Consider the following 21679-nt stretch of genomic DNA (forward strand, 5'->3'; position numbering starts at 1 on the left):
GCGATCGCCGAGGGAGGGCAGCCGGTCGGCGAGCTCGGTGTCGACCTGGCCGCGGTGCTCGGTCGAGAGGAACGCGGTCTCGCGCACCACCACCGTGGCCCGCCACTCGGTGATCTCGCCACGGGTGAGGAGGTCGAGGGTGCGGGGCATCTCCCGGACCAGCGCCCGGGCCAGGCCGAGGTCGCGCGAGCCGCGGTGGGGGCTGCTGCGTCGGGCCAGGGCGACCTCGGCGGCCAGTCCACGGCCGCGCTGGGAGACGGGAACGCCCTGGGCCGCTTCGCGGGCGGTGCGGGCGCGGGCGAGGGTGTCGGTGACCCGGGCCTGGGCAGCGGCCACCGCGCCCTTGAGGCGCTCCAGGGAGGTGATCAGCCCGACGTGGTCGGCCTCGGTCCCGCCGGCGCCGTCGAGGCGGCTGAGCTGCTCCAGCGTGCGGCCGAGGTCGGCGGCCGTGAGGGGAGGCGCCTCGGGAACGATGGTGTCGAACATGTGTTCGATTCTAGCCGTGGGGTCTGACAGGGTCGAGGGCGTTCGTGTGACCTGTGGACGAGGGTCTCGTGACGGTCGCAGGGCGACCTCCTCGACCACCCAGACCCGCCGCAGAGCGACCTCCTCGACCACCCGGACTCGCCGCAGAGCGACCTCCTCGACCACCCGGACTCGCACCGAGCGGACTCCCCGACGACCGCAGCCCCCGTCCGGGCGGCCCCCCGACCGCCCGGACGACAGGCTCAGGCCTCCTGGAGCACCACGAACGCGATCGCCACGTCGGCGTCGGGGTCGTGGGAGAGCGAGAGCAGGACCTCGCGGCCCTGCAGCGCGTCGGCGATCGCGCCGTGCAGGCGTACGGCAGGGCGGCCCCACGCGTCGGTGACGACCTCGATCTCGCGGAGGTCGACGGCGGCCGGGTCGATGACCTCGGGGGCGCCGTACCGGGTGCTCGACCACGCCTTGATCACCGCCTCCTTCGCCGCCCACCGGGCGGCCAGGCTCTGCGCCTCGCCGGCGGCGGAGCGGCCGCCGCCCCGTGCCGTACGCCGCTCGCCGGGCGTGAAGACCCGGGCGAACCGGGTCCCCGGCTCGTCGAGCTGGGCGGCGAAGGCGGTCACGCCGACGACGTCGACGCCCACCCCCGCCGCCCGCTCGAAGTCGGGCGCGCCCTGGTCAGCGAGCGGCTCGGGCATACACCCCGTCCTCGCCCAGCCGTGCCTCCGGGTCGACGAGCATGGCGCTCTCGTCGGCCTTGGTGGCCGCGAGGTCGGCGTCGGCGAAGCGGCGCTTCTCGGCCTTCTCGAACAGCGGCGCGCCACCGTGCATGGCGTCCAGGCGACGGGCCTCGCCGGCGACGAGCCGGGCGGTGGCCCGCTCGACCCAGGCGTCACGCTGCGACTCCGGGAGGGCCGCGACGAACGCACCGGGGTGCGCCACCACGATCATCGCCGAGACGTGGCCGAAGCCCAGGCTGGTGAGGACACCGGCCTTGAGCGGACCGGTCTCGAGCGCCTGCCGCAGCCACACCAGGTGCGCGTTCTCGGCGAGCTGCTCGTCGACGCAGTCCAGCGCCCGGTTCGGCGCGACGGTGCCGGCGGCCAGCGTCTGGCACAGGCCGTTGAGCTGGAACGCCGCGGCGCCGCCCTTGGAGTGGCCGGTAAGCGACTTCTGGCTGACGACGTAGAGCGGCGCGCCATCGGTGCGGCCCAGGGCCGCGGCCAGCTTCTCGTGCAACTGCGACTCGTTGGGGTCGTTGGCGGCGGTCGAGGTGTCGTGCTTGTAGACCACGGCCAGGTCGTCCGCGCCGAGACCCACGCTGCGCAGGCCCTTCGCGAGCGGCGAGCTCGCCCCGCCGACGCCCGCGCCGAGGGCGCCGATGCCGGGGGCCGGGATCGAGGTGTGGATGCCGTCGGCGAACGAGCCGGCGTACGCCACGACCCCGAGGACCGGGAGGCCGAGCTCGGCCGCCACGTCACCGCGGGCGAGCACGGCGGTGCCGCCGCCCTGGCCCTCCACGAACCCGCCGCGACGGCGGTCGTTGGGACGCGAGACGTAGCGCTCGTCGATGCCCTTGCCGAGCATCTGGGCGGTGTCGGCGGTGGCGCTCATGTTGCCGAAGCCGAGGATGCCCTCGATGCCGAGGTCGTCGAACCCGCCGGCCACGACCACGCTGGCCTTGCCCAGCTTGATCTTGTCCACGGCCTCCTCGACCGAGACGGCCGCGGTGGCGCAGGCGGCGACGGGGTGGACCATCGCGCCGTAGCCGCCGAGGTAGGACTGCACGGTGTGCGCGGCCACGACGTTGGGCAGCGCCTCCTGGAGGACGTCGTTGGGCGGCTGCTCGCCGAGCAACGCGTCGACGTACATCTTCCGGGTGGACTGCATGCCGCCGATGCCGGTGCCCTGGGTGTTGGCGAACTGCGTGGGGTGCACCCAGCGCAGCAGCTCGGCGGGCGTGACGCCGCTGGAGACGAAGGCGTCGACGGTGGCCACGAGGTTCCAGGCGGCCAGCCGGTCGGCGGACTCCACCATGGAGCCGAGGCCCCACACGGCGGGGTCGAACCCGTCGGGCACCTGGCCGCCGACGAAGCGGGTCAGCTTGAAGCGGCGCGGGACGCGCATCTCGCTGCCGGCCAGCCGGGTGACCAGCCAGTCGCCGTCCTCGGTGGTGGTCAGGCGGGTGCGGGCCGGGTCGGCCGCCACGAAGGCGTCGGCCTCGTCGCGGGTGCGGACCACGAAGGAGGTGTCCTGCTCGAGGAACACCGAGACCATCAGCGGCGCGGTGTTGTCGAGCATCTGGCCGTCGTCGCGGTAGCGGCGGATGCCGACCCCGGCCTCGATCTGCTCGCGGAAGCGCTCCACGACCTCGGCCTCGGTGAGCGGGTCACCGGACGCGGCGTCGTGCCAGCCGGCCTGCGGCTGGGTCTCCCACACGATCTTGCCGGTGGTCCACGCCAGCTCGAGCACGCCGGCGGGGGACAGGGAGTCCTCCACCTCGAGCTCGAAGCGGGTGCGGTGCGAGCCGACCGGGCCGACCTCGCCGGCGCCCACGATGACCACGAGGTCCTCCGGGCGGGCGTCGATGCTCGTCCAGTCCATCGTCGGCTGCGCGGTGCCCCAGCCGGCGGGGTGGGTGAGCGCGGGGACGGTCTCGGTCCCGGCCTCGTCGGCGTCGGCCGCGGCCCGGGCCTGCTCGCGGGCCTGGCGGGCCAGGGCGGCGAGGTCGAGGTCGGCCTCGCCCAGGCCGCCGGTGAGGTCGGTGACCACCGGGGTGGTCGCGGCCTCCTCGCGAGCGGAGTCGGTGCAGAGCGCGAGCAGCTCGGCGGCCATCTCCTCGGGCGCCCAGGTGCGTACGCCGGCGGCCTCGACGGCGCCGACCAGCGGGTCGTTGCCGCCCATCAGGCCGGTGCCCCGGACCCACCCGATGTGGGCGTGGGCGAAGGAGACGCGCGCGGCCCAGTCGGACTCGGCGTGCCAGCGCTGCACGAAGGCGTCGAACGCGGCCTTGGCCTCGCCGTACGCCCCGTCACCGCCGAAGCGGCCGCGGTTGGGCGAGCCGGGGAGCACGACGTGCACCCGGCGACCGATCCGGTGGTCGGCACCCTGGGCGGCCAGGCCGGTGACCAGGCGCTCCACGCCCCACACGAGGACGCGGAACTCGACCTCGGCGCGGGGGCCGGCGTCGGCGGCCGTGCCCTGCACCGACGGGGCGGCGAAGGGGAAGACCAGGGTCGGCGCGAGGCCCGGCCGCAGCTCGGTGCGCTGCCCGCCGGCCTCCTCCACCACGGGGGAGGAGATCCACTCGACCAACGCGTCCACGTCGGCGTACGACGCGAGGTTGGCCGGCAGCACCCACAGCGCCGCGCCGGCGGAGGCGTGGTCGCGGTAGAGCTGCTTGAAGAAGGCGAGCCGCTCGGGCGAGAGCCGCGAGGTGGTGGCCACGACCGTGGCCCCGCCGCGGAGCAGGTCGCCGACGACCGCGCCGGCGATGGAGCCGGGGGCGGCGCCGGTGACGACGGCGACGTCGTCGGACCAGTCGGCCGCGGTGTCGGAGCCGGTGAGGGCGCCCTCGTAGAAGTCGACCAGGTCGGTGCGCTGCTCGCGACGGGCGCGGTCCAGCCACCACTGCGCCTGCGCGAGGGCAGCCTGGTCGAGGCCGGCGAAGCTGCGCGTGCGCACGGCGTCGTCACCGGTCCAGATCCGGGCGAGGTCCTCGCGGACCGAGGCCCAGCGGTCGTCCAGCAGCACGGCGCGCTTGGCGTCGAAGGACGGGGAGACCTTCTTGGCCCAGTCGGCGCCGAGCTCGGCCTCGACGAGCTGCACGAGCTCGGCGTCGAGGTCGTCGGACTCCGCAGGCGTGCCCTCGTCGGCCAGGCCGAGCTTGCCGAGCAGGTGCCGCGCCGTGGTGGCGAGCACCCCGTCGGGGCCGGTGATCGACGCGGTGATCTCGCCGAGCGCGGCCGCGTCGACGGTCGCGCCCTCGCCGCCGCCGGCGGCGGGCAGGCCCACCGTGACGCCGTGGGCGGAGGCGACCTGCTGCACGGCGTGGTCGACGACCGAGGCCAGGTCGGAGGTGTCGACGTCGAAGCCGAGCGAGCCGCCGCGGGTCGAGGAGCCGTCACGCAGGCCCAGGGCGAGCGCGGACTGCACGTGGCTGACCCAGCCGGGGCCGAGCTGCCAGGTGTCCTTGACGCGGTCGGTGATCGCGGCGGGCTTGGCGCCGACCGAGCCGGCGAACTTGCGCAGCTGCTCGCTGACGGCCTCGGTCAGCACCGGGCCGAAGGGCGAGTAGGAGCGCGCCAGCTTGGTGACGGTCCCGCCCAGGGCGGTCCAGGCCGCCTCGGCGGCGCCGTCGATGGCGCCCAGGCCCAGCTCGGCGCCGAGGTCGACGAGGAGCTGGTTGCGACGCGAGGAGACGCCGTCGCAGAGCGCCTCGATGGTGTCGGCGGAGCCGATCTGGTCGACGCGCACCTTGGTGCGCAGCGCGGCCAGGGTGGTGGTGGCGGCAGCCGCGTCGTAGGTCAGGTCGGCGGGACGCTCGGCCCCGGCGGCCGCCGTGGGAGCGGCGGCGGCCTGCGGCTTGGCCTCCGCGGGGGCGTCACCGGCGGGGGCGGCCGCGGCCTCGACGGGCTCGACCGACTCCTCCTCGTCCTCCACCACGGGGGTGTCGGTGGCGAACACGACGGCGGCGTCACGCGAGGAGTTCACGATCCGCGGCGCGACACCGGTGTAGGAGGCGAGCTTGGTCGTCTGCGCCGCCAGGTTGGCGATCGTCGGCGCGTTGCCGACGCCGACCTCGACGAACTGCTCGATGCCGAGGCCCGCCCCCATCGGGGTCTGCTCGGCCGGGTCGGCGAAGAGCAGGTCCTGGGTCTCGATCCAGCGCACCGGGCTGGCGAACTGCCAGGCGAGCAGCTCGATCAGCAGGGCACGGCCCAGGCGCGACGGGTCGGCCGACCAGGTGTCCCAGTCCGCCAGGGCGGGCTTGAGGAGCGGGGAGTCGACGTAGGCGGCGACCTCCTCGACGTACGCCTTGTCCAGGCTGAACAGGCGCGGCACCAGGTTGGGGATGTAACGGCCGATCAGCAGCGACGGGTCGATGGTCTCCGGCAGCAGGTCGTCGAGCCGGGCGCGGAAGTCGTCCACGCCGGCGTGCAGCTCCGAGGAGTGGAACGGCACGTCGATGCCCGGCACCAGGATGAACGCGGCCTTGCCGTTGAAGCGGGCGCGGCGCTCGGCCACGACCTCCTCGAGGGCCTCGAGACCGCGGACCGTGCCCGCGATGGCGTACTGCGAGCCCTTGAGGTTGTAGTTGACGATCTGGATGAACTCGCCGGACTCGGCGGCCACCTGCGCCACGAAGTCGGCGACGTCGTCGTCGGCCAGCCGGATCTGCGAGGGGCGGATCGCGGCCAGGCGGTAGTTGCTGCGGCCCTGCGCGTCGCGGGGGACGAGGTGGTGCATCGCCATGCCGCGGCGGAACACGATCTCCAGCAGCGCCTCGAGGGGCAGGATGCCGGTGACCGCGGCGAGGGCGTTGTACTCGCCCACGGAGTGCCCGCAGGTGATCGCGCCCTCGACGAAGACGCCGGCCTCGCGCATCTCGGCGACCTGGGCCACCGCCAGGGTCGCCATGGCGACCTGGGTGAACTGGGTCAGGAAGAGCACGCCGTCGGGGTGGCGGTGCAGCTCGCCGTCGGCCCACAGGTCGGTCGGGTTGTCGCGGACGACGGCCAGGATCGAGAAGCCGAGGGCCTCGCGGGTGTGGCGGTCGGCGCGGTCCCAGACCTCGCGGGCGGCGGTGGAGCGGGAGCGGGCGTCGAGGCCCATGCCCTGGCTCTGGATGCCCTGGCCCGGGAAGGCGTACGCCGTCCGCGGGGCCGCCACGACGGCCTCGGCCACCATGGCCAGCTCGCCGTCGGCCTTGGCGCTGACCTCGACGACGAGGTCGCCGTCGACGACGCCGGTGCGCTCGACGGTGATCTCCACCGTCGCGCCCGGCTGGACCGGGGCGACCCAGCGGGCCAGCCAGGAGCGCAGCTGGCGCGGGTGGTGCGTGGCGCCGACCGAGGCGGCGGCGCGCTGCGCGACTGCGGAGGTCCACATGCCGTGGACGATCGGGCCCTCGAACCCGGCGAGGCGGGCGGCGGGCACGTCGGTGTGCAGCGGGTTGTGGTCACCGCTGACGGCCGCGAAGGCTCCCATGAAGTGGGGCGCGGTCACGGTGAAGCGGTCGAGGCGGGCGCGGGGCTTCTCCTCGGCGTGGTCCACCACCGACTCGGGAGCGGCCAGGGAGGCGGAGCCGGTGCGGCCCCGGACCATGAAGCGCTCGGTCAGGGTCGCGACCTCGGTGGCGCCGTCGCTCACGACGACGTCGACGGTGACCACGCGGCCGGCGGTGGCGTCGACGACGCCGGCGCGCGTGGCGGCGAGGGTCAGCGCGGTGCCGTCGGCGAGTCCGCCGAGGTCGCCGGTGACCACGAGGCGGTGGTCGAGGTGGACCAGGTCGAGCAGGCCCTCGACCGGGCCGATGCAGGCGAAGACGGCCGGCCAGGCCAGGCCCACGAGCGTGTCGGGGACGGCGCCCTGCTGGGGGTCGGCCACGGCGTCGCCGCGACGGGTGCGGTCGGGGTCGGTGACGCCGACGTGGTCCGCGACGAGGTCGGTCGACCAGGTGGCGGTGAGGGTGGCGGTGCTCCCGTCCGGGCCGTCCACGACCTCGGGCAGGGTGCCCCCGGCGGTGACGGCGAGCAGGTCGGACATGGCGGTGGTGACGGCGTCCTCGGTGATGACCGGGAGGCCACCGGCGGGCACGGCCGACAGGTCGAGGACGAGCGCGAGCTCGCCGTTCAGCAGCGGCACGCGCAGCACGGCCTGGCGGCTGGTGGCGACGTCGCCGACCGGCTCCAGCGTGGCGGCGGTGCCCTCGAGGCGGTGCAGCGGGTTGCCGACCACGCGGCCGGCCCACACGACGTCGCGCGAGGTGCGGGCGGCGTCGAGCAGGGTGACGTCGGCGCCGACGGTGGTGCGGGCGACGGCCGGGGTCACGGGCGCGCCCTCGGCGGTCAGGTCGGCGACCACGGCCGCCTCGAAGCGGTCGAGCAGGTCGGCGACCGGCTCGTCCTTGACGGTGATGCCGGCGACGGCCACGGGACCGGGGATCACGATGACCTGGTCCGCGTCGTACGCCGCGTCGTGGGCCTGCCACAGCGAGTCCGAGCGCCACCAGCGGCGCACGTCGGCGTCGATGACCGGCACGAACGTGACCGGCTTGCCCGGGCGGCGGCAGACCTCGACGAAGAAGTGCACGTCGGCGGGGTGCAGCACGCAGGAGACGCCCTGGGGGTGGGCCGCGACCAGCGCGTCGAGGGCGGCGGCGGGGTCGGTGGCGGGGAGGTCGGCGGCGTAGGGGCGCTCCACGGTGCCGGAGGTCTCCGGGTGGACGCGGCCCAGTGCCCGGTCGAGCAGCTCCTCGAAGCGCGTGCGCAGCGTGACGTCGAGCCACGCGCCGCTGCCCGAGGCGGTGCCGTCCACGACGGCGGCGCGCGGGCCGGCGAGCTCGAGGTAGCGACGCAGCACCTGCTCGTAGGTCATCTCCGCGACGTCGCCGAAGTAGGGCTTGCAGGTCGCGGCCATGGCGGCGACCAGCTCGTCCTTGCGGGCGAGGGCGGCCTCGGCGTCGCCGGCGACCTGGTCGAGCAGGGCACCGCAGCGCGAGGCGGCGTTGTCGATCTCGTGGATGTCGGCGCCGAGCTGGCTGCGACCCGAGGTCACGTCGCCGGCGGCCTGGTTGACGCCCACCCAGCCGCCGTTGTCGGCGGGGGTGAGGCCGGGGGTGCTGACGAGCAGCTCCTTGACGGCGTCGGAGGTGGTGGCCTCCTTGGCGGCCATCGCGGCGGTGCCGATCAGGACGCCGTCGACCGGCATCGCGGCCTCGCCGTGGGCGGTGGCCCAGGTGCCGCGCAGGTAGTCGACCGCGCGGTCCGGCGTACCGATGCCGCCGCCGACGCAGACGACGAGATTCTCGGTGGCGCGGAGGTCGGGGTAGGTCGCGAGCAGCAGCTCGTCGAGGTCCTCCCACGAGTGGTGACCGCCGGCGACACCGCCCTCGATGTGGGCGATGACGGGGGTCTCCACGGCCTTGGCGATCGCCAGCACCTGGCGGATCTGCTTGACCGTGCCGGGCTTGAAGACGACGTAGCCGATGCCGGCCGCGTGCAGGTCCTCGATGATCGCCACGGCCTCGTCGGTCTCGGGGATGCCGGCGCTGATGACCAGGCCGTCGAGGGGGGCGCCGGCGAGGCGGGCCTTCTGGACGAGGCGCTGGCCGCCGACCTGCATCTTCCACAGGTAGGGGTCGAGGAAGAGGGTGTTGAACTGCGCCGTGGCGCCCTCGTCGAGCAGGTCGGTCAGGCGCGCGACGTTGGCGGCGAAGATCTCCTCGGTGACCTGGCCGCCGCCGGCGAGCTCGGCCCAGTGGCCGCGGTTGGCGGCGGCGGCGACGATCTCGGGGTCGACGGTGGTCGGCGTCATGCCGGCGAGCAGCACGGGGGACTTGCCGGTGAGGCGGGTGAAGGCGGTGTCGACGACGGGGGCGCCGTCGCCGCGGTCGACCAGGCGCGGGGCGAAGGTCGACCAGTCGGCGGCGCGGGTGACCCGCGCGCCGGGGGTGAAGAGCAGGTCGCGACCGGCGGTGGTGGCCGCGGGCACGACGGTGACGCCGCGACCGCGCAGCGCGCGACCGGTCATGTTGGCCGACAGCTGCGCCGGGCCCAGGTCGATGACGTAGTCGGTGGTGCTCGCGACGGCGTCGGCGAGCTCGCGCGGCCAGTCGACGGTCTCGACGCAGATGGCCTGGGCGAGGTGCTCGGCCAGGGCGGCGTCCAGGCCGCACTCCTGGGCCCACTCGCGCACCAGGGCGACGGCGGGGGCCAGGGCGGGGTGGTGGAAGCCGAGCGCGACGGGAACGGGCTCGAGCACGGGGGCGAAGGCGCGGCCACCACGGGACTTGGCCTCGATCTCGGCGGCCTCGCGGGCGGAGCGCGCCTCGACGGCGGCGCGGAAGGCGCGCAGCGCGGCGGGCGACCCGCTCACGACCAGGCGACGGGGGCCGTTGACGGCGGCGACGACGGCGACGTCGTCGGACGCGCCGGTGTCCAGCAGCTCCTGGACCTCGGCGACCGAGGCGCCGGCGACCGAGAGCATCGGGGTGTCCTCGCCGTGGGCGACGAGGCCCGTCCGGCGGCCCACGATGGCGGCGGCGGCACCGATCAGGCGGGCGATGGCGAGCAGCTCGACGTCGCTGCGGGCGTCGCCCTCGCGGCGCCCGGCGAAGGCCGCGACGCCGAGGATGCCCTGCGAGTGGCCGACCGAGGCGACCGGGGCTACCCGGGTCAGGTCGAGGCCCTCGGCGGCGAGCAGGTCGAGCGTGGCCAGCTGGGTCAGCAGCACGCCGGGCAGCGCCAGGCCGGTCGCGAGGGTCTCGGCGCGGGCCGGGTCGGCCTCGTCCTGCAGCCACTCCTGCGGCGCGAACGGGCGGGGCAGCGCCGGGGCCAGCCGGGCGGCGACCGGGGCGACCAGGCGGCCGGACTCCTCGACCAGCGAGGTCAACCGCGCCAGGTCGGGGTCCTCCCCGAACAGCTCGCGCAGGGTGGCGAACCAGTCGGCGCCCTGCCCGCCGAAGGTCACTGCGAACTCGTCCCCGTCGTGGAGCCGGTCGGCCAGGCTGCTGCCGCTCGCGGGGGTGGCGTGGTCGTGGCTGAGGGTGCTCGGAGGAAGCTGAGTCATGTGAGGAGTGTGTCATGTTCCAGCGCAGAACACGAAATTCTCCTCACGTTTTTTCCGAGGGTGGTCTCTGGTTCGCCCGTACTCCCCGGTAGGCCCCGCCGGGGCCGGCCCCGGCCTGCGTAGCCTGCCCGCATGAGCCTCCCCGCGCCCGCCCGCTCCCACGTCGCGCTCGTCACCGGGGCCTCCAGCGGCATCGGCGAGGAGATCGCCCGCGACCTGGCCGAGCGGGGCCACGAGCTGGTGCTGGTCGCGCGCTCGGAGGGCCGGCTCGAGGCGCTGGCGGCGTCGCTGCCCGTGACCGCGCACGTCGTGCCGGTCGACCTCTCCGAGGACGCCGAGCGCGCCCGGCTGGCCGACGAGCTGGCCACCCGCGGCCTGGTCGTCGACGTCCTGGTCAACAACGCCGGCTTCTCGACACTGGGTCCCGTCGCCCGCAGCGAGGCCGGGGCCGAGCTGCGGATGGTGGCCGTCGACGTGGGCGCCGTGGTCGACCTGTGCAGCCGGTTCGTCCCGGGCATGGTCGAGCGGGGTGCGGGCGCGGTGCTCAACGTCGCCTCGACGGCGGCCTTCCAGCCGCTGCCCGGCCAGGCGGCGTACGGCGGGTCGAAGGCGTTCGTGCTGTCCTACACCCGCAGCCTGGGCGCCGAGCTGCGCGGCACCGGCGTCACCGCCACGGTGCTCTGCCCGGGGCCGGTGGACACCGGGTTCGGGGAGGCCGCCGGCTTCGACCGCGAGGACTTCGAGAAGGCGCTGCCCCGGCCGATGTGGGTCGCGGCCTCCGACGTCGCCCGCGCCGGGGTCGCCGGGCTCGACGCCGGCCGGGCCGTCGTCATCCCGGGTGCGGTCAACCGCGTGGGCGCGGTGCTCGCCGCCCGCGCCCCGCAGGGCCTGCTCGCCCGGGTGCTCGCCAAGGCGCACCCGGGGCTGCGCTAGCCGACCTCGGGCGAGACCGTCGGGCGCAGGGCGGCGCGGCGGCGCGCGTCCAGGGCGGACGTACGCCGGCCCAGGCGCTCGTCGAGCACCGCGGCGGCCTGCTCGCCCCGACCCGAGCGGACCAGCGCGTGCACCAGGGTGTCCTGGAGGACCTCGCGCTGCGCCGCGCTCCCGCCCAGCGCGCCGGCCGTGGGCAGCAGCCGCTCGAGCTGGTCGGCGGCCTCGCCGTGGTCGCCCTCGACGACGAGCTGCAGCGCCCGCGCCAGCGGGGCGACGACGTCGCGGAAGGTCGGATCGGCGTGGGCCAGGGAGGTGGTGCGCAGTGCCGCGAGCCCGATCTCGTCGCCCTCCGCCGCCAGCCCCAGGGCCGCGTGCATCGCCGCGAAGGGGGTGGGCGGCGAGATCAGCCAGCCGTCGGGGGCCGAGCCGCACACCGCCTCGCCCGGCAGCTCGCCGGTCCAGGTGCCGGTGACGTGGCAGCGCCAGAGCAGCGCGCCGCTGTCGACCAGGGCCCGGGAGCCGGTGACGGCCGGGGGAGCGAGCTCGCGCTCGTAGCGTCGCCGCACGGCCTCGAGGTCGCAGGTCATCAGCTCGTGCAGCGCGGCGTGCCAGGAGAAGTGCGAGCGGTGGTTGGCCTCGCGGCCGCAGGTGCGGATCCACTCGTCCAGCCAGGCCAGGCCGGCCTCGTGCTGGCCGGTCTCGTAGAACACGTGGGCCCGGGCGTGGACGGCGTGGCCCGAGGCCGGCTCCACCGAGAGGGCGTACGACGCGAGCGCCTCCGCCTCGCCCCAGCGCTCCTGGTCCTGCCGCACGAACGCCAGCTGGCCGGCGTACCACCAGTCGTCGCCGTAGGTCTTGCCCAGCCCCTCGACGAGGTCGGCGGTCTGACGCCCCGAGGTGAGCCCGCCGAAGGCGACGGTCGGCACGGCCACGCTGACCGCGAGGGCGTCGCGGGGGAACAGCCGCACGTGGCGCAGCAGCGCCGCGGCCCCGGTGGCCTCGTCGGAGCGCAGGCGGGTGGTGACGGCGTCGAGGAAGCTGATCTCGCGGTCGTCGAGGTGGCGGTCGGCGGCGGCCTCGTGCGCGGCCCGCAGCGCGCTGCGCCAGGAGCCGGTGGCGCCCCACTCGTGGCCGAGCAGCGCCAGCGCGGTGTGGGCCTGGGCGAAGCCGGGGTCGAGCGCGACGGCCTGGCGCAGCCCGTCCTCGACGCCGTCCTGCAGCCGCAGCAGCCGGCCCAGCGCGTCGTTGTAGGCACGCGCGGCGGGTCGTCCCGTGGTCAGGGTGAGCCCGTAGACGTCGGCCGGGCGACGGCGGGTCTCGCCGTGCAGCGCGCGGACGACGGTCTGCGCGACGGCGTACGCCTGCTCGCGGATCTCGGGCATCGCCGTGGTCTCCCACAGGTTGCCGCGTCGCAGCGCGCCGAGGGCGAAGAACGGCATCGAGGCCGGCAGCACCCCGAGCACGCGGCCGTCGTCGGCGGTGTCCACGCCGAGGCCGGCCGGTCCGGGACGCACCAGGCCGGTGCGGGCGAGACCGGCGAGGAGCGGGTCGCGGGTGAGCGTGCCGACCGGGCCGGTGCAGCTCACCACGCCGCCCACCCGCAGTGCGCTGCCGTCGCTGAGGGTGACCTCGAGCCCGTCGCCGACCTCGCGGGCGCCGGTGACCGTGCCGGTGTGGCGCACCAGCCCGCCGTCCTCGACGACGCGGGCCAGCCGGGCGGCGGTGACGGGGGGCATCCGGTGGCGGTGGACCTCCCAGGTGCGGGCGTGCCCGGCGAGGAACTGCTGCTTGCCCTCGTCGCACAGGCCCTGCCACAGCTGCGCGGTGACGGGACGCAGGCCGTCGAGGGCGGCCCGCCAGTCGCCGGTCTCGCGCACGGTGCGGGCGACGTGGCGCTCGACGGCGGCCCGCAGGTCGTCCAGGCCGGCCACCCGGGTGATGCCGGGCGGCGGTGGCACGGCCGGGGTGGTGGGCAGCCGGTGCACCCGCGGCAGCTCGTCGTGGCGCGAGACGGTGTGCACGACCCGGCCCGGGTCGCGGCCGTGGGCGCTCAGCACGACGTCGACGGTGCTCAGGCCGGTGCCGACGACGAGCAGGTCGCCCTCGGGCAGCTCCTGGGTCCACGGGTCGGCCACGAAGCGGGACGAGGCGACGAGGTCGGCGGGTGCCCAGTCGGTGCCGGGCCTGCTGCCGGTGGCGAGCACGACCGCGCGGGCGACGACCGGCGCGTGGTCCTCGAGGCGTACGACGAACCGGTCGCCGCGGCGGTCGATGCCGGTGACGCTGCGGTGGACCCGCTCGAGGCGGGCGTTGCCGGGGTACTCCGACGCGGTCTCCAGCAGCCCCTCGACGTAGCTGCCGTAGACGTGGCGCGGCACGAAGTCCTGGGGCTGGGTGTCGGCGTCGTGGTGGCGGCGTACCCACCGGAAGAAGTGCTCGGGGTCGCGCGGGAACGCGCTCATGCCGCTGGCGGGCACGTTGAGCAGGTGGCGCGGGTCGGTCGTGGAGTACGCCGGACCGCGGCCGGTCGTGCCGACGGGGTCGACGAGCACCACCCGGTAGCGCTGCGAGAGCCCCGTCACGAGGTGGGACGCCGTCAGCGTCCCGGCGGCACCCGCCCCGACCACGACGACCGTGCAGTCGCCCTCTCCACCGCGCATGCTCGCTCCCTTAGTCGAGTGACTAACTCGACAAAGGTAGCAGGTGCACGGGTCAGCCGGCGTCCTTGATCTCGCAGATCACCGCGCCGTTGGTGACGGTGGCGCCGACCTCGGCCTGCAGGCCGGTCACGACGCCGGTGCGGTGCGCCTTGAGCGGCTGCTCCATCTTCATCGCCTCGAGCACCACGATGGCGTCGCCCTCGGCCACCTCGTCGCCCTCGGTGACCGAGACCTTGACGATCGTGCCCTGCATCGGCGAGGTCACGGCGTCGCCGGAGACCGCGGCGCCCGCCTTGGCCCCGGCCTTGCGCCGGGGCTTCTTGGCGCCGCCCGCGGACGCCCCACCACCCACGGCCGCGAGGCCGCCGGGGAGGACGACCTCGAGGCGGCGGCCGCCGACCTCGACGGTCACGCGCTGGCGCTCCTCGGCCTCCGGCGCCTCGGCGCTCGGACCGGCGTACGGCGTGAGCTGGTTGTCGTAGTCGGTCTCGATCCACTGCGTGTAGACGGTGAAGGTCGAGCCGTCACCGACGTACGCCGGGTCGCGGACCACCGAGGCGTGGAACGGGATCACCGTCGGCATGCCCTCGACCACGAACTCGTCGAGCGCGCGGCGCGAGCGCTCCAGCGCCTGGGTGCGGTCGCGGCCGCTGACGACGAGCTTGGCGACGAGGGAGTCGAAGGCGCCGGGGATGGTCTCGCCCTCCTCGTAGCCCCCGTCCAGCCGTACGCCGGGCCCGCTGGGCGGCGACCAGCGCGTCAGCGTGCCGGGGGCGGGCATGAAGTTGGCCCCGCCGTCCTCGGCGTTGATGCGGAACTCGATGGAGTGGCCGCGGATCTCCGGGTCGTCGTACCCCAGCTCCTCGCCGGCGGCGATCCGGAACATCTCGCGCACCAGGTCGATGCCGGTGACCTCCTCGGAGACGCAGTGCTCGACCTGGAGGCGGGTGTTGACCTCGAGGAAGGAGATGGTGCCGTCGGCGGCCACGAGGAACTCGCAGGTGCCGGCGCCGACGTAGCCCGCCTCGCGCAGGATGGCCTTGGAGGAGGTGTAGAGCTCCTCGACCTGGGCGTCGGTGAGGAACGGCGCGGGCGCCTCCTCGACGAGCTTCTGGTTGCGGCGCTGCAGCGAGCAGTCGCGGGTGGAGATGACCACGACGTTGCCGTGCTGGTCGGCCAGGCACTGGGTCTCGACGTGGCGGGGCTTGTCGAGGAACTTCTCCACCAGGCACTCGCCGCGGCCGAACGCGCCGACCGCCTCGCGGGTGGCGGCCTCGAAGGCGTCGGGGATCTCCTCGAGGGTGCGGGCGACCTTGAGGCCGCGGCCGCCGCCGCCGTAGACGGCCTTGATGGCCACGGGCAGGCCGTGCTCTTGCGCGAAGGCGACGATCTCGTCGGCGTCCTCGACCGGGTCCTTGGTGCCGGGGGCCAGCGGCGCGTTCGCGCGCTCGGCGATGTGCTTGGCCTTGGCCTTGTCGCCCAGCGCGTCGATGGCCGCGGGCGTGGGGCCGATCCAGACCAGGCCGGCGTCGATGACGGCCTGGGCGAAGTCGGCGTTCTCGGCCAGGAAGCCGTAGCCGGGGTGCACCGAGTCGGCGCCGGACCTCTCGGCGACCGCGATGATCTTGGCGATGTCGAGGTAGGACTCGGCCGGGGTGCTGCCGTCCAGGGAGTGGGCCTCGTCGGCCACGCGCACGAACAGCGCGTCGCGGTCGGGCTCGGCGTACACCGCCACGCTGCCGATGCCCGCGTCCTTGCAGGCGCGGATGACGCGGACGGCGATCTCGCCCCGGTTGGCGACCAGGACCTTCTGCAGCGGCTTGACCTCGGGCACGGTGCTCCTTCGTGGGGCTGAGACGAATCCTCGCCGGAGACTACTGCGGTGAGCGCTCGTTCACCGCCGCACCTACCATCGGGTCATGACCGACGTGACCGGGGACACAGCAGGCGACACAGCACGACAGCGCTGGCAGCAGCGCTACGACGCGGCGCTCACGGGTGGCAAGGTGCGCGACGCCGACTGGACCACGCTCTCGGGCGTCGAGGTCGAGCCGGCGTACGGCACGGAGGACTCGGAGTGGCCGGGGGAGTTCCCGTTCACCCGCGGCCTCTACGCCACCGGCTACCGCGGCCGGGCGTGGACGATCCGGCAGTTCGCCGGCTTCGGCAACGCCCAGCAGACCAACGAGCGCTACCGGATGATCCTGGGCCGGGGCGGCGGCGGCCTCAGCGTCGCCTTCGACATGCCCACGCTGATGGGCCGCGACTCCGACGACCCCAAGAGCCTCGGCGAGGTCGGGCACTGCGGCGTCGCGATCGACTCGGCCGCCGACATGGACGTGCTCTTCGACTCGATCCCGCTCGAGCACGTCACCACCTCGATGACCATCAGCGGGCCGGCCGTGCCGGTGTTCTGCATGATGCTCGTCGCCGCCGAGCGGCAGGGAGCCGACCTCTCCCAGCTCAATGGCACGCTGCAGACCGACATCTTCAAGGAGTACATCGCCCAGAAGGAGTGGCTCTTCGGTCCCGAGCCGCACCTGAAGCTGATCGGCGACCTGATGGAGTACTGCGCCGAGGAGATCCCGGCCTACAAGCCGCTGAGCGTCTCGGGCTACCACATCCGCGAGGCCGGCTCCACGGCCGCGCAGGAGCTCGCGTTCACCCTGGCCGACGGCTTCGGGTACGTCGAGCTGGGGCTCTCCCGCGGCCTCGACGTCGACGTGTTCGCCCCTGGACTGAGCTTCTTCTTCGACAGCCACCTCGACTTCTTCGAGGAGATCGCCAAGTTCCGCGCCGGCCGCCGGATCTGGGCCCGGTGGCTGCGCGACGTCTACGGCGCGAAGACCGACAAGGCGCAGTGGATGCGCTTCCACACCCAGACCGCGGGCGTCTCGCTGACCGCCCAGCAGCCCTACAACAACGTGGTGCGCACCGGCGTCGAGGCGCTGGCCGCGGTGCTCGGCGGCACCAGCTCGCTGCACACCAACGCCCTCGACGAGACCCTGGCGCTGCCCAGCGAGCACGCCGCCGAGGTCGCGCTGCGCACCCAGCAGGTGATCATGGAGGAGACCGGGGTGCTCAACGTCGCGGACCCGCTGGGCGGCAGCTGGTACGTCGAGGCGCTGACCGACCGCATCGAGGCCGAGGCCAACGCGATCTTCGACAAGATCCTCGAGATGGGCGGCTCGGACCTGCGACACGACCACGTCGAGGCGCTGGCCGAGTCGGCCCGCAACGGCGAGGACCCCATCACCCAGGGCCTGCTGCGCGGCATCGAGGACGGCTGGTTCATGTCCGAGATCGCCGAGGCCGCCTTCGTCTACCAGGTCGCGCTGGAGAAGAAGGAGAAGAAGGTCGTCGGGGTGAACTGCCACACCGAGTCGGTCAGCCGCGAGCTGGAGATCATGCGCGTCTCCCACGAGGTCGAGACCGAGCAGGTCCGCGCGCTCGCCGAGCGCCGGGCCGGTCGCGACGACGACGCCGTGAAGCGCGCGATCGAGGAGATGCTGGTCGCGGCCCGCGAGGACCGCAACATGGTGCCGCCGATGCTCGATGCCTGCCGCGTGGAGGCGACGCTGGGCGAGATCTGCGACGCGCTGCGCGCCGAGTGGGGCGAGTACCGGGAGCCGGCCCGCTTCTGAGCCTCAGGCGCTCGGGTCGGGCGACACGCCCACCTGCTGCCGCTCGACCGGTGCCAGGCCCGGCAGCGGCGAGCCGGCGCGGGGGAGCGTGAACACGAAGGTGCTGCCGATCCCGTCGGCACCCTCCTCGACCCGGATCTCGCCGCCGTGGCGGACCACCACGCGACGGCAGATGTCCAGGCCCAGCCCGGTGCCGCCGTAGCCGTCGGTCTGCACGCGCACGAAGGTCTCGAAGACCCGCTGGCGCATCGACTCGGGGATGCCGATGCCGTTGTCGCTCAGCCGCAGCTCGACCATGTCTCCGGCCGGGCGGCAGGCCAGCGTGACGCGGGGCCGGGTCTGCGGGGCGACGTACTTGACCGCGTTGCCGACCAGGTTGTCGAGCAGCTGACGCACGAGGACGACGTCGGCGCGCACCTGGATGCCCGGCTCGATCTCGATCTCGGGGTGGGTGGGACCGTCGCGACGCAGGCGCGCGACCTCCTCGGCGACGGCCGAGAGGTCGAGGTCCTCCGGCGTCAGCGGCCGGTCGCGCGCGACGGTGTAGCCGAGCAGGTCGTCGATGAAGCGACGCATGTGGGCGGCCGCGCCCTGGATCCGGGCGGTCATGGCCTGACCGTCCTCGGCGCTGACGTCGCCGAGGCTGAAGAAGTCGGCCAACGAGTCCGCCCAGCCGCTGACCACCGTCAGGGGATTGTTCAGGTCGTGGGCCACCACGCCGGCGAAGGCGGCCAGGTCGCCCTCGTGCTCGCGCACGGTGGTGACGTCGCGGAAGTTGACCACGGCGGCCCGCGGCGAGTCCTCGGTCTCGGGCACCGGGCTCGCGCTCACCTCGATCACCCGGCCCTCGGGGGAGGAGCCGAAGCGCAGCACGAGGTCCTCGCGGAGCACCTCCTCGCCGGCGAGGGCGCGCCGGAACGGCAGCTCGGCCTCGTCCAGCACGGTGCCGTCGGGGTGGAACAGCCGGGCCTCCTCGGCCGCTGCGCGGTCGGGCCCGGTGCTCAGCATCACCGAGGACCGCAGCATCGCGTCGCCGGCGGCGTTGCGGACCAGCACCTCGCCGTCCTCGCGCGCCACCACGATGCCCTCGTTCATGTTCTGCAGCACCGCGCCCAGCAGGGCGGCCCGACCCAGCGAGGCGGCCTCGGAGACCTGGGCACGGCGGATGGCCGCGTCGCGCTCGCTCATCACGCACGAGATCACCAGCGTCTTGAGCACGAGCACCGCGAGCAGCGCCTGGGCCAGGGCGGCCCCGAGTCGGGGGTCGACCATCGAGGCGAAGACGCCGCTGCCGCTCAGCGTCATCACGATCGCGAAGGTGCCCGACGCGGCCGCGTGCACGGCGGCCCGGAGCGGGTCGAGCCGCATCGCGGCCCACAGGCTCGGCACCGTCAGCAGGAAGGTCAGCGGGAGCGGCTGCTGCCGCGTGAACACCGCGGCGTACACCGCGGCGGTAACCAGGGCCAGCGCCACCAGCTCGACCAGGCTCCCGCGCCAGGCCCGGTCCGCCGTCGTGGGGGGTCGCGCCTCCGGGTGGAGGGCGGGGCGGGGCCCGGCCGGGGCCAGGCGGGGTCCCAGCTGCAGCACCACCGCGCCGACCGCGAGCATCCAGCTGAGGTTGCGGGCCAGCACCAGCGCGGCGTCCTGGAGGTCCGAGGTCGGCACCAGCCCCAGCCCGGCGGTGCGGACGCCCGACGCCACGGCGGAGGCGACGGTGACGGCGACGAGGAAGACGCACAGGTCCGCCGTACGCCGCAGCGGGCGGGTGCCGCCGCTGCCCCACAGCCGCGGGGCCCACCGCACCATGACGCTCTGGTAGAGCGTCGCCTGCAAAACCACCTGCAGCGCGCCCATCGCCGCCTGCCCCGAGGTCGAGCCCGCGACGACCAGGGCCGCCGAGCTCACGGCACCGAGCAGCACCGCGTCGAGGGGCCAGGTGCGGCGGTCGCCGGTGGCCGCCCACAGCAGCGCGACGCCCGACAGCGGCCAGATCAGGCTGACGCCGAATTCCGGCCGGAAGCTGGAGTAGCCGACGTCGGTCGCGATCCAGGTGGCGCACACGAAGGCGACCAGCCGCAGCGCCTCGGGCACGAGGTCGCGGCCTCGCCCGGCTGCGGGCGCGCGTCGGCCCGCATCCACCACCATGCCCGCAGTATCGGGGAACGGAGGGCTCTCGCGCAGCCTTTCGACACCCCTCAGGCCAGGGTGGTCCGCAGGTGCGAGGCGAGCAGGTCGAGCTCGGCGACGACGTTGCCCGGGTCCAGGAAGTAGTGGTCGCGGCCCTCGACCCGGTGCAGGTGCACCGCGACCCCGGCCTCGTCGAGGCGCGAGGCGAACCGCTCGCCCTCCTCGCGCAGCAGGTCCAGCCCCGCGGTCACCACCAGGGTGGGGGGCAGCCGGGCCAGCGAGGGCGCGAGCAGCGGCGAGCCGTAGGCCTCCTGACGGGCCGCCGGGTCGCGGAAGTACGTCGACCGCACCAGGTCGAGCACCGGGGCGCCGAGCATCGGCCGGGTCCCCGCGGGCAGCGAGGCCGCCTTGTGGGCCCAGGTCGAGGAGACGTCCAGGGACGGGACGCCGAGGACCAGCGCACGCAGCCGCGGCCCGCCCGAGTCGCGGGCCAGCAGCGCGGCCGCGGCCGCGAGGTTGCCGCCGGAGCTGAAGCCGCCGACCGAGAGCCGGGTCGGATCGAGCCCCCAGGTCGGCCCCTGCTCGGAGAGCCGGAGCAGCACGTCGTGCACCTGCTCGTGCGCGACGGGGTAGCGCACCTGCGGCGCCACGGCGTAGTCGGGCAGCAGCACCGCGATGCCGAGCCGGTCGACGAGGTAGCGCGCCACGAACTCGTCCATCCGCGGGTGACGCACCACGAAGGCCCCGCCGTGCAGGTGCACGTGCACCGGGAGGTCGCAGCGCTGCCGCTCCGGCGCGTAGAGCAGTGCCCCGACCGGGCCGTGGCGGGTCTCCAGCCGGACCCGCGAGGGCCGCACGGGCCGGGGCCCCGGCTGCCCGAGCGCGGCCACCAGCTCGCGGTCGTAGCGGACCAGCAGCGGGGCGAGGCGCTGCTGCCACCAGGCGCGGCGGTCGGCGCGGGAGGACAGCGGGCTCACGAGGGCTGTTCGGAACCACCGGGCGGTCGGATGGGGTGGACGCTGGTGTGACCGCGTCCGGGGTCTCGGGGACAATGGGGAGCATGACGCAGCAACCCTTCTCGCGACCCGGTGCGGTGGACCTCTCCGGGCTCCAGCCCAGCACCGCCCCCGCCGGCACCCCTGCCGGTGCGCCTGCCGGCGGCGGCGCGGCGTACGCCCTGCAGGTGACCGAGCAGAACTTCCAGGACGTCCTCGAGGCCTCCCGCAACGCACCGGTGCTGCTGGCCTTCGAGAGCCCGCAGCGCTCTCCCGAGAGCACCCGCCTGGCCGACGACGTGCAGACGCTGTCCTCCGAGCTCGAGGGTCGCGTGCTGCTCGGGCGCGTCGACATCGACCAGGTGCCGCAGATCGCGCAGGCGATGCAGATCCCGTCGGTGCCGCTCGTCGTGCTCGTCGCCCAGGGACGCCCGATGCCGCTGTTCCAGGACGCCGCCCCGATCGAGGACCTGCGCGCGGCGCTGACCCAGGTGCTGCAGCAGCTGACCGCCAGCGGCGTCACCGGCCGTCACCAGCCCCGCACGGGTGGCACCGCGGTGGACGAGGAGACCGGCGAGGAGCAGGTCGACCCGCGCTACGCCCCCGCGCAGGACGCCCTCGAGCGGGGCGACATCGACGCCGCGGTCGCGGAGTACCAGAAGCTGGTGGCCGCCAACCCCGCCGACGCCGAGGCCGCCGCGGGCCTGGCCATGGCCCAGGTGCTCCAGCGCACCGACGGGGTCGACCTGCAGCAGGCGCGCAGCGCCGCGGCGGCCGCGCCCGACGACGTCGAGGCGCAGACCCTGGTGGCCGACCTCGACCTGCTCGGCGGCCACGTGGACGACGCCTTCCGGCGGCTGGTCGAGCTGGTGCGCCGCACGTCCGACGCCGAGCGCGACCGGGCCCGGACGCACCTGATCGGCCTGTTCGGCGCGGTGGGCAACGACGACCCCCGGGTGCAGCGCGCCCGGCGGGACCTCGCCTCCGCGCTGTTCTGAGGTATCGGGCCACCGACATCGGCGGCCCGAGCTCCTAGGCGTGCGTC

9 protein-coding genes and 1 pseudogene are annotated in these 21679 nt (G+C 74.9%); 3 read left to right on the forward strand and 7 right to left on the reverse strand.

Translation table 11 applies throughout. From position 1 onward, the window contains the following. The 3 genes and pseudogenes from ASG49_RS18850 to ASG49_RS03175 form a co-directional block, all read right to left on the reverse strand. A pseudogene (locus tag ASG49_RS18850) lies at positions 1-486 on the reverse strand (DUF222 domain-containing protein); the annotation flags it as partial. A 242-nt stretch (positions 487-728) separates the two neighbouring features. After that, the gene (locus tag ASG49_RS03170; RefSeq protein WP_056536971.1) at positions 729-1181 is read right to left on the reverse strand and encodes a holo-ACP synthase; all 453 of its coding nucleotides are present in this window, start codon (positions 1179-1181) and stop codon (positions 729-731) included. Continuing rightward, positions 1162-10275: a type I polyketide synthase gene (locus ASG49_RS03175; protein WP_056536974.1), complete on the reverse strand. Its 9114-nt coding sequence runs from the start codon at positions 10273-10275 to the stop codon at positions 1162-1164. Before ASG49_RS03175 ends, ASG49_RS03170 begins: the two co-directional genes overlap by 20 nt. Positions 10276-10407: 132 nt before the next feature. Between ASG49_RS03175 and ASG49_RS03180 the strand changes: the two genes are divergently transcribed. Beyond that, positions 10408-11208 (forward strand): SDR family oxidoreductase, encoded by an 801-nt coding sequence (locus tag ASG49_RS03180; protein ID WP_056536977.1) that lies wholly within the window; start codon positions 10408-10410, stop codon positions 11206-11208. Here ASG49_RS03180 and ASG49_RS03185 read toward each other — a convergent pair. Together ASG49_RS03185 and ASG49_RS03190 are read right to left on the reverse strand one after the other, a co-directional pair. After that, entirely contained in the window at positions 11205-13868 is a 2664-nt protein-coding gene (locus tag ASG49_RS03185; protein ID WP_056536980.1) for an FAD/NAD(P)-binding protein, read from the reverse strand. The genes ASG49_RS03180 and ASG49_RS03185 overlap by 4 nt on opposite strands. Positions 13869-13920: 52 nt before the next feature. Further along, positions 13921-15702: a biotin carboxylase N-terminal domain-containing protein gene (locus ASG49_RS03190; protein ID WP_056536983.1), complete on the reverse strand. Its 1782-nt coding sequence runs from the start codon at positions 15700-15702 to the stop codon at positions 13921-13923. Positions 15703-15787: 85 nt separating this feature from the next. On the opposite strand from ASG49_RS03190, the gene ASG49_RS03195 reads away from it, so the two are divergent. Next, positions 15788-17512 (forward strand): methylmalonyl-CoA mutase, encoded by a 1725-nt coding sequence (locus tag ASG49_RS03195; RefSeq protein ID WP_056536986.1) that lies wholly within the window; start codon positions 15788-15790, stop codon positions 17510-17512. Between the two features lie 3 nt (positions 17513-17515). Here ASG49_RS03195 and ASG49_RS03200 read toward each other — a convergent pair whose 3' ends face one another. Together ASG49_RS03200 and ASG49_RS03205 are read right to left on the reverse strand one after the other, a co-directional pair. Next, the gene (locus ASG49_RS03200; RefSeq protein WP_082533739.1) at positions 17516-19657 is read right to left on the reverse strand and encodes an ATP-binding protein; all 2142 of its coding nucleotides are present in this window, start codon (positions 19655-19657) and stop codon (positions 17516-17518) included. Positions 19658-19707: 50 nt separating this feature from the next. Further along, positions 19708-20616: an alpha/beta hydrolase gene (locus ASG49_RS03205; protein WP_056536990.1), complete on the reverse strand. Its 909-nt coding sequence runs from the start codon at positions 20614-20616 to the stop codon at positions 19708-19710. A gap of 83 nt (positions 20617-20699) precedes the next feature. Here ASG49_RS03205 and ASG49_RS03210 point away from each other — a divergent pair, with 83 nt between their 5' ends. After that, positions 20700-21632, forward strand: coding sequence for a co-chaperone YbbN (locus ASG49_RS03210; RefSeq protein ID WP_056536993.1), 933 nt, complete (start codon positions 20700-20702; stop codon positions 21630-21632). The last annotated feature ends 47 nt before the right edge of the window (positions 21633-21679 follow it).

Source organism: Marmoricola sp. Leaf446 (genome assembly GCF_001424755.1).
Classification (GTDB): Bacteria; Actinomycetota; Actinomycetes; order Propionibacteriales; family Nocardioidaceae; genus Marmoricola.

Bases quoted from the DNA above. Each gene is read 5' to 3' on its own strand.
- ASG49_RS03170 (WP_056536971.1), bottom strand. From the start codon at position 1,181: ATGCCCGAGCCGCTCGCTGACCAGGGCGCGCCCGACTTCGAGCGGGCG.
- ASG49_RS03175 (WP_056536974.1), bottom strand. From the start codon at position 10,275: ATGACTCAGCTTCCTCCGAGCACCCTCAGCCACGACCACGCCACCCCC.
- ASG49_RS03180 (WP_056536977.1), top strand. From the start codon at position 10,408: ATGAGCCTCCCCGCGCCCGCCCGCTCCCACGTCGCGCTCGTCACCGGG.
- ASG49_RS03185 (WP_056536980.1), bottom strand. From the start codon at position 13,868: ATGCGCGGTGGAGAGGGCGACTGCACGGTCGTCGTGGTCGGGGCGGGT.
- ASG49_RS03195 (WP_056536986.1), top strand. From the start codon at position 15,788: ATGACCGACGTGACCGGGGACACAGCAGGCGACACAGCACGACAGCGC.
- ASG49_RS03200 (WP_082533739.1), bottom strand. From the start codon at position 19,657: ATGGTGGTGGATGCGGGCCGACGCGCGCCCGCAGCCGGGCGAGGCCGC.
- ASG49_RS03210 (WP_056536993.1), top strand. From the start codon at position 20,700: ATGACGCAGCAACCCTTCTCGCGACCCGGTGCGGTGGACCTCTCCGGG.